Origin of the sequence: Ferrovibrio terrae, assembly GCF_007197755.1 — a bacterium.
Taxonomy (GTDB): domain Bacteria; phylum Pseudomonadota; class Alphaproteobacteria; order Ferrovibrionales; family Ferrovibrionaceae; genus Ferrovibrio; species Ferrovibrio terrae.
This window is the reverse complement of record NZ_CP041636.1, coordinates 766,394-772,500: the sequence shown is the minus strand read 5'-3', so window position 1 is coordinate 772,500 and position 6,107 is coordinate 766,394. Positions and strand designations below refer to the sequence as shown.

Genomic DNA, 6,107 nt, shown 5'->3' with positions numbered 1-6,107 from the left:
TATTCCCGATCACCGGAGACGGTGTCACGCAAGCTTTTGAGCGGGCCTGCCTGCGTGCCGATATCGTGGGGCTGACCTTTCACGATCTGCGGCATGAGGCGACCAGTCGCTTTTTTGAACGCGGATTCGATATGATGAAGGTCTCTGCTATAACAGGGCATCAAACGCTGCAGATGCTGAAGCGCTACACCCAGTTGCGGCCGGAAGATATCGCTAAGGAGCTGGGATAATCCATGCGCCTACACGGCTTCCACGTAATTTGGCATCCGGATCTTGGCATCTATCTCGGTGAAGGTGAGCCAGAGCAGAGTGTTGCCGACCTTCCGTTTGCCCGACATGTCTGGTCGACCAGCCCAAACCTGCTGCTCTCCGCGCCAGTCTATCGAAGCCAGGAAGATGCGGTGACCAGCACCGAGCACCTTCCTGCCGGTTGGGTATTGCGGCCGATTCTGGCTGACCTCATCGTTCATGGACGTGTTTTTGCTTCCATGCTGGCGTGTATGGAGGCTGGGTTACCGCCATGGATGCCAGCATTCGACTACAGAAGCGATGCATATTGTCGCTCGGCGGATGTCGGCCCACTGGTGGCAGCCATCGAGAGCCAGCTGAGTCGTTATCAAGGCTTGCTGAGGATCGAATGGGAGGTGCTTCCGATAGGATTGCGCTGGGGCGTCTATCCCACTGATCCCGCGAAAACCGAACAAGCGCTCATTGCTCGCGATCGCCAGGACGCTTCCGCTTACTGGCATTGACGGAGGCTTTGCCATTTCTGCGTGGGGGCATCCGCTCCGGCTCTGCCAGAATCGTGGCAGAGACCCGGTTGCCTTGCCGCAGCATCTCCAACACCTCCTGGATCTGGCTGGATGCCCCCGCCGACTGTGGAGCATAAAGCTCGATCAGCCGTAAGGTGCATCTCTGGGCCTGCTCAAGCTTAGCCCGCGGCATGGCTCTGAGACGTGAATGATGTTGCCCCTCGGTCTCTGCAGCCGGATCCCGCCAAATTCTCTTCGAGATGGCCACGAGAGTTTCTATGTCAGAAGTTGACACGGGCGGGCGTAGCGCTGAGCCACCTGGTGCCATCCCAGATGGGGGTGGTCTTTTGAACTTTGATCGAGGCTCCACAGGGTGGCTGTTGGGCGGGAAAATCCCCCGAGTGGACGCTTGGTTTGTAGGCTTCGTCACGCCCGGCTTAAATCCGGAATCCGTCTGCTGGATTGGCCCTTGGGGAGTTTTGGGGCGTGAGGGGTGGATTCGGGGTGGCGCTTCAGGACCGGAAGAGCGGTCGGATCGAGTGATCTGAATTTCACCGGCTGGCCGGCTGCCCCGGATGACAGCAGGGGGAAATTCACGATCAGAAGTCATCTGCGGTTGCGCGCCTCCAGGCGCTGCCGGCGCCCTAAACCGGATGCTTGGGGCATTCCCCGGTTTCGAACTCGCTGCGATGTTGTCATTGGTTTGGACTGTGTCCACCAGTCGGGAATTTCGGAGTCTCGTGGCTTGCTCAAGCACGAACCATTTGATGCCGTTGAATTGCCGCCGGAGTTCGTTCCGGATCAAGCGCCGCTCCGGGTCTCCGCTTAAACCGGTGGCGGCCCGACGTCCCGGATGGAATTTGACCTCAGGTTGGCAAATTTCATTGATCATGTCGGCCACGGTATTGCGAAACTCCCGAATCTCGGCCCTGCCATTGAAGAGGCGGAATCCGGGGTGGCCCATACGCCCTTGGCACTCGGCTACCCAGTAGCCTGCGGAAATTTCGCGGCATGGGCGTGCCGCGACGATGAGATGCAGATGCGGCCTGTCGGGATCGTGGATTGCATAGGTGGCTGGGCAAAGACGGCTGGCGAAGTGTTGCGCCAATGCATCGCCGACCTGCCTGCACTGCTCAGTGTCAATGCCTCGCGGCAACTCGACCACGAGCGTGTAGAAGATATTGGCATTCGAGCGGGCCGATCCGGCTGCCAGGGCGAAGGCGCAGGACAGCATGGCGTGTGCCGGGCTGCCGCCAACGGCCAGCAGGTCTGTATGCTGCTTATAGGCGTCTGTGCGCTGAATATAAGACAGCTTGAGTAGAACCCGCCGGCGCAGCTTGGGGCTCTGCCCGCCTGAGTGTCTGTGGATTTTGCCTTGATCTTCGCCCGGCCGGCTCGAATTTGGCCGCCCGCGACGAGGTGCCACCACTTTAAACGACTTCACATTCAGGTGGAACGTTCGTGTCGGGCCTCCGGTAGAAAGCCCCTGGCGCCGGGTTTGCCCGAGTATCCGCTTCAGCATTGTCGCGATGTCGTCGTCGTCTTCCAGACGGCCAATGCGCCACTCTTCCTCAACTCGGGCCTTGATGCTTGGTAGTCCGCTTTCGTAATTGAGCCTGTTTGCTTTCACCGGGTACTCCCATGGAAAATGTTGTTCCAGGAGTTAGACGCGGCTTTGGCTCCAGCGGTTACATCATTGGCTTGTGGCTAGTGTAGGTGGCTGTATCTGACGGACACGTTCCGCCCCTATGCAGCAGCAGACTGGCTACCGGATACTTAATGTCAGGGGCTCCCCAGCGTGCCTGCGGAGATAGTTACGCAGGCCGTGTGTCGTATCAGTGCGGATTACCAGAGTAGGGCGTCAGTTGTTGAAGGCCTGCGGTACCTATCCGCTGCCTCTTTGCGCTTCCCCGATGTGGCGTTGCACTACACAGCTACCGGTGTGGCTCCCGGTAAGCTTGGTGAAATCCCCATCTTCATATTTCGTCAACCGGGGGGCGTGGTGGTTTCCGGGGGGATGATAGTGGCTGGGACTGACGTGATGGGAAACAGCAATCCTAGCGAGACGCGGAATTTCCCATTTCCTATGAAACCGGAGCCCCGATTTTGACGTCTAACCAGGTTGAAGCAGCGCAATGCCTTTTTCGGTGCCGGGTGCGCCCGGTGACCTGGATCACGGGAGTGCGCTCGTTGACGATGTCCAATCTGGAGGGGGCGATTATGGCGCGGCGTAAGCAGGAGGGGAGCGGAAAGAGCCGGTTCAGGGTAGATGTCTACATGCCGTCTGATCGACATGTGGCAGTTATGCACATACTTCTAGTGCTAGTCAGGCACGATTTCGATCTTCAACTGGCGACGCCAATCATTCAGAAGAACTTCAGAGCGACTGAAGGAGATTCAGTTCACATAGATAGATTGGTCAAATTGCTCATAGACACTGATTCAAGAAGGTATGCCCGGCCGGAGGCCTCGGCGTTGCAGGCATCAATGCATAAGCAACTTGATGCTTCCGATGGGGAGGAACTCAATATGTTAAAGATTGAAGGTAATAATGCCGGCCGGACTTTGGTTTCAAGTATAAGAGGAATCGTATATGCACATGCAGTTGAGTGTCTACTCGGCATCGCCATTCTTCTGAGCCTTGCTTTTGTCGTTTTGATCGCTCTTAAGCGTTACTCAGATTTCTGATCCATGGTTGGCTTGAATTTGATCTGAATAGAGCTGGCCAAATCTGCTATCTCACTTTCAGAGATGATTTCACGATCTGCGATCAGCTTCACTGCCAGATAGTGCCATGCCCATTTAGCGGCGTCCTGGGCCGCTCGATGAGTGTGCTTGGGTGCCAAGATTTCGAGGGCACGAATCCTGGTGTCAGTGATGCGGGACATCCGGGCATAGCTCAGGATGCAACGATCGGATGAAAGATCGGAGAGCCAAAATGAAGGCTCGAGCGATGCCGCTCTATACAGAGTTGACAGCCACCGAGAGTCGTGTGCGCCTGAACCTGTGTCGAAAAATACTTCGGCATCGTGCCATTCGTAGTTCAAGGTTCCGCAGGCCTTTGGAGCTTCGATTCCCTCTCTCAGCAGCTGTTCCAATGAAATACCGTGCAGCCGTTCGGCTTCTGGATTCCATCCTGTTTTCCAGCTGAGCCATTCTGCGGAAGGTTTGACGAGAATGCTGCGTGACTCGATGTGTGACCGCTCCGCCCAGGCCCATCCGATCTCGATGGGGTAGCTCAAGAATTGGAGGCCGGATGCTTCGATATCGGCAAATATTAAGCTTCGACGTGGCATTGCTCCTCATCCGTTTTTCAATCGCGCGGTGGGCGAATCTTAAGAACTTCAAATATACACCGGCGGGATTGGTGTCGGTTCCAGACATTATTCGCGCTGCCGGCCACTAGGTCGGAGCCGGGCTTTATAGTCACTGTAGGGCGCATGTCTTTCAGTCTGTCATGGCGGCTATAGCCATCAAGACCAGAATCAAGGCAACACTCCATTTCGCTACTTTTCGAAGACGCGGATATAGCGGTTCTGGCGGAAAGCTCTCGATGGGTGTTCTGCGACCAGACGCCTTTAGCTGCGGTGTCGATGAGCGCTGCATATCACCTCCATATATAAAGGGAATATATGCCCTGTTATAATTGTGAGCAAGCTGCTCGTTTCCGCTTATGGATGCGAGGAAAATTGTCGGTTGGAATGTCAGGCGGGTTCGCGTCGAGCGCGGCCTGACAATAGAGGATCTAGCTGGAGAGGCGGGAGTAGACGCTTCCTTCATTGGCCGACTTGAACGGGCGACCGTAAATTCCAGCATCGATACACTGGAGAAAGTGGCCGAAGCCCTGAAGGTCAGAATCGTGGAGCTGTTTGTCGAACCACTGCCGGGTGCTCCGAAACCGAAACCGATGCCAAGAGGGCGTCGTGCGGGATGATAGAGCGATGGCACTCAGTCGAGATGCCGCTTTATGATATCGCCGGCACTGGTTTGCGTCCGGTTCGTCGCTTGGTCGATGCTCCCGTGACGTCTAGTCGAACTGGAAATCCGGTCTGTGACTTATTGTCACTTAATGTGTGACACGGTCCGCCACTATAGGCGGCAAATGTCAGCGGGTGACGCGGATCGACTCTTGCGGCCTCAAAGCGCAGCACATCCGAGAGCCGATAACGATGGCGGCCAGGGAGCACGCCGCAACGCGCAGGCAGTTCCGTTGGCGGCTTTTTCTCTATGTAAGAGGGTGAGCATTGCCATCGCCGGGCCAAGTCGCGATTTGAGAGCAAGGGGTCATCGGTGACCGTTGCGGGAATTTGCGGTTTGACGCGATCCTGAGAGTCCATGGGCCAGAGACTGCAATTCGCAACTCCGCTCGTCCACTGGCCAAATGGATGAACCTATCTTCTAGATATCGCGCAAAGCATGGTCTGTATACAGATTTGAATTTGCATAACTTGGCATTCAAATGTGTTTTTAATCATCGAAACTTGCAAGGCGGACACTGATCGGCTCGAATCGGTGTCGCCGTTATCGGCCTCTTGATTCGCTGACCTTTGGTCAGGCTCCACGCGACGCGGGCTGCGTTTGGCAGCCGGAGCGGCTGGGCAATCCAGCTTTAGATGAAAGAGGAGATCGACATGGAGAAATCCGTGCCGAGGCCGAAGGATGTTTTCGTTCGTGCTTATGAACGGACGCGTAACAGACGCCTAGAACGTGTCTGCTCTCACTACCGTTCACGGCCGCGACAACTGACTTTTGCCTTCATAACTTAGGGGTCGCATCCCAGAGCGCCGATAACGGCACCATCAAGTGCCTACTGAAGTTCGACGGTAAGCCCAGAATTGGGAAGTGGAATGCCTGTTTCTGGCTCGACCCCATGGTCGGCCCTCAGTGTTTCCAGAACGAAGTTCGGTTCGAGTTGTCGGTCAATCATGCGCTGCGACTCTGGCCGTGGTTCCTGAACACGCTTCGCCCGATACACGATGATGCTGCGGCGCTCTTCGATGGCCCGTCGAGCAAGGGCCCTCATGTAGTAGACATTGAATTGGCCTTCGGCGAGGGTCCGGTGTGCGGTAACGGGCACCTCCGCCATGGTAAAGCCACCTTTAGGCTTCCGCCTCTGATACTGGCGCCGTAGCAGTCGCCCGCCGCGCACGGCTGCTGCCAGGGTGTCGTCGTTGCCATTCAAGGCAGCGTCTCGCAGCAAGCCTGGCCACTGTGCCTGGCCATCATCGGTGAGAAAGCGACTGAGATACAGGTTGTCGCCATCCAGGTCGATCTCCTCGACCATAAGCGCGCGGGTACGGTCATCAAGATTTCTGAAATCCAGTCCCATGATTCCCTCTCAGTCTTGCTGCCTCG

The 6,107-nt window shown here is 56.3% G+C and carries 7 protein-coding genes (1 of these 7 cut by a window edge); 4 read left to right on the top strand and 3 right to left on the bottom strand.

Annotated elements, in window-relative coordinates:
• Positions 1-230 carry the 3' portion of a tyrosine-type recombinase/integrase gene (locus FNB15_RS03605; protein ID WP_144067401.1) on the top strand. The gene continues 757 nt to the left of window position 1, outside the view, so the window shows 230 of its 987 coding nt (coding positions 758-987); its start codon lies off the left edge, out of view; its stop codon occupies positions 228-230.
• 3 nt (positions 231-233) lie between these two features.
• Positions 234-752 (top strand): hypothetical protein, encoded by a 519-nt coding sequence (locus tag FNB15_RS03600; RefSeq protein WP_144067400.1) that lies wholly within the window; start codon positions 234-236, stop codon positions 750-752.
• Here FNB15_RS03600 and FNB15_RS03595 read toward each other — a convergent pair.
• The gene (locus tag FNB15_RS03595; RefSeq protein ID WP_144067399.1) at positions 709-2,382 is read right to left on the bottom strand and encodes a hypothetical protein; all 1,674 of its coding nucleotides are present in this window, start codon (positions 2,380-2,382) and stop codon (positions 709-711) included. The genes FNB15_RS03600 and FNB15_RS03595 overlap by 44 nt on opposite strands.
• 566 nt (positions 2,383-2,948) lie before the next feature.
• Between FNB15_RS03595 and FNB15_RS03590 the strand changes: the two genes are divergently transcribed.
• Positions 2,949-3,440, top strand: coding sequence for a hypothetical protein (locus FNB15_RS03590; RefSeq protein ID WP_144067398.1), 492 nt, complete (start codon positions 2,949-2,951; stop codon positions 3,438-3,440).
• On the opposite strand, the gene FNB15_RS03585 is transcribed toward FNB15_RS03590, so the two are convergent.
• Positions 3,425-3,994, bottom strand: coding sequence for a hypothetical protein (locus FNB15_RS03585; protein ID WP_144067397.1), 570 nt, complete (start codon positions 3,992-3,994; stop codon positions 3,425-3,427). The genes FNB15_RS03590 and FNB15_RS03585 overlap by 16 nt on opposite strands.
• 431 nt (positions 3,995-4,425) lie before the next feature.
• Between FNB15_RS03585 and FNB15_RS03580 the strand changes: the two genes are divergently transcribed.
• Positions 4,426-4,686: a helix-turn-helix domain-containing protein gene (locus FNB15_RS03580; protein ID WP_144067396.1), complete on the top strand. Its 261-nt coding sequence runs from the start codon at positions 4,426-4,428 to the stop codon at positions 4,684-4,686.
• Between the two features lie 873 nt (positions 4,687-5,559).
• On the opposite strand, the gene FNB15_RS03575 is transcribed toward FNB15_RS03580, so the two are convergent.
• Complete coding sequence (locus FNB15_RS03575) at positions 5,560-6,081, bottom strand: hypothetical protein (RefSeq protein ID WP_144067395.1); 522 nt, start codon at positions 6,079-6,081, stop codon at positions 5,560-5,562.
• Between the last annotated feature and the right edge of the window lie 26 nt (positions 6,082-6,107).

Coding starts and splice junctions, on each gene's coding strand:
- FNB15_RS03600 (WP_144067400.1), top strand. CDS start 234: ATGCGCCTACACGGCTTCCACGTAATTTGGCATCCGGATCTTGGCATC.
- FNB15_RS03590 (WP_144067398.1), top strand. CDS start 2,949: ATGTCCAATCTGGAGGGGGCGATTATGGCGCGGCGTAAGCAGGAGGGG.
- FNB15_RS03580 (WP_144067396.1), top strand. CDS start 4,426: ATGGATGCGAGGAAAATTGTCGGTTGGAATGTCAGGCGGGTTCGCGTC.
- FNB15_RS03575 (WP_144067395.1), bottom strand. CDS start 6,081: ATGGGACTGGATTTCAGAAATCTTGATGACCGTACCCGCGCGCTTATG.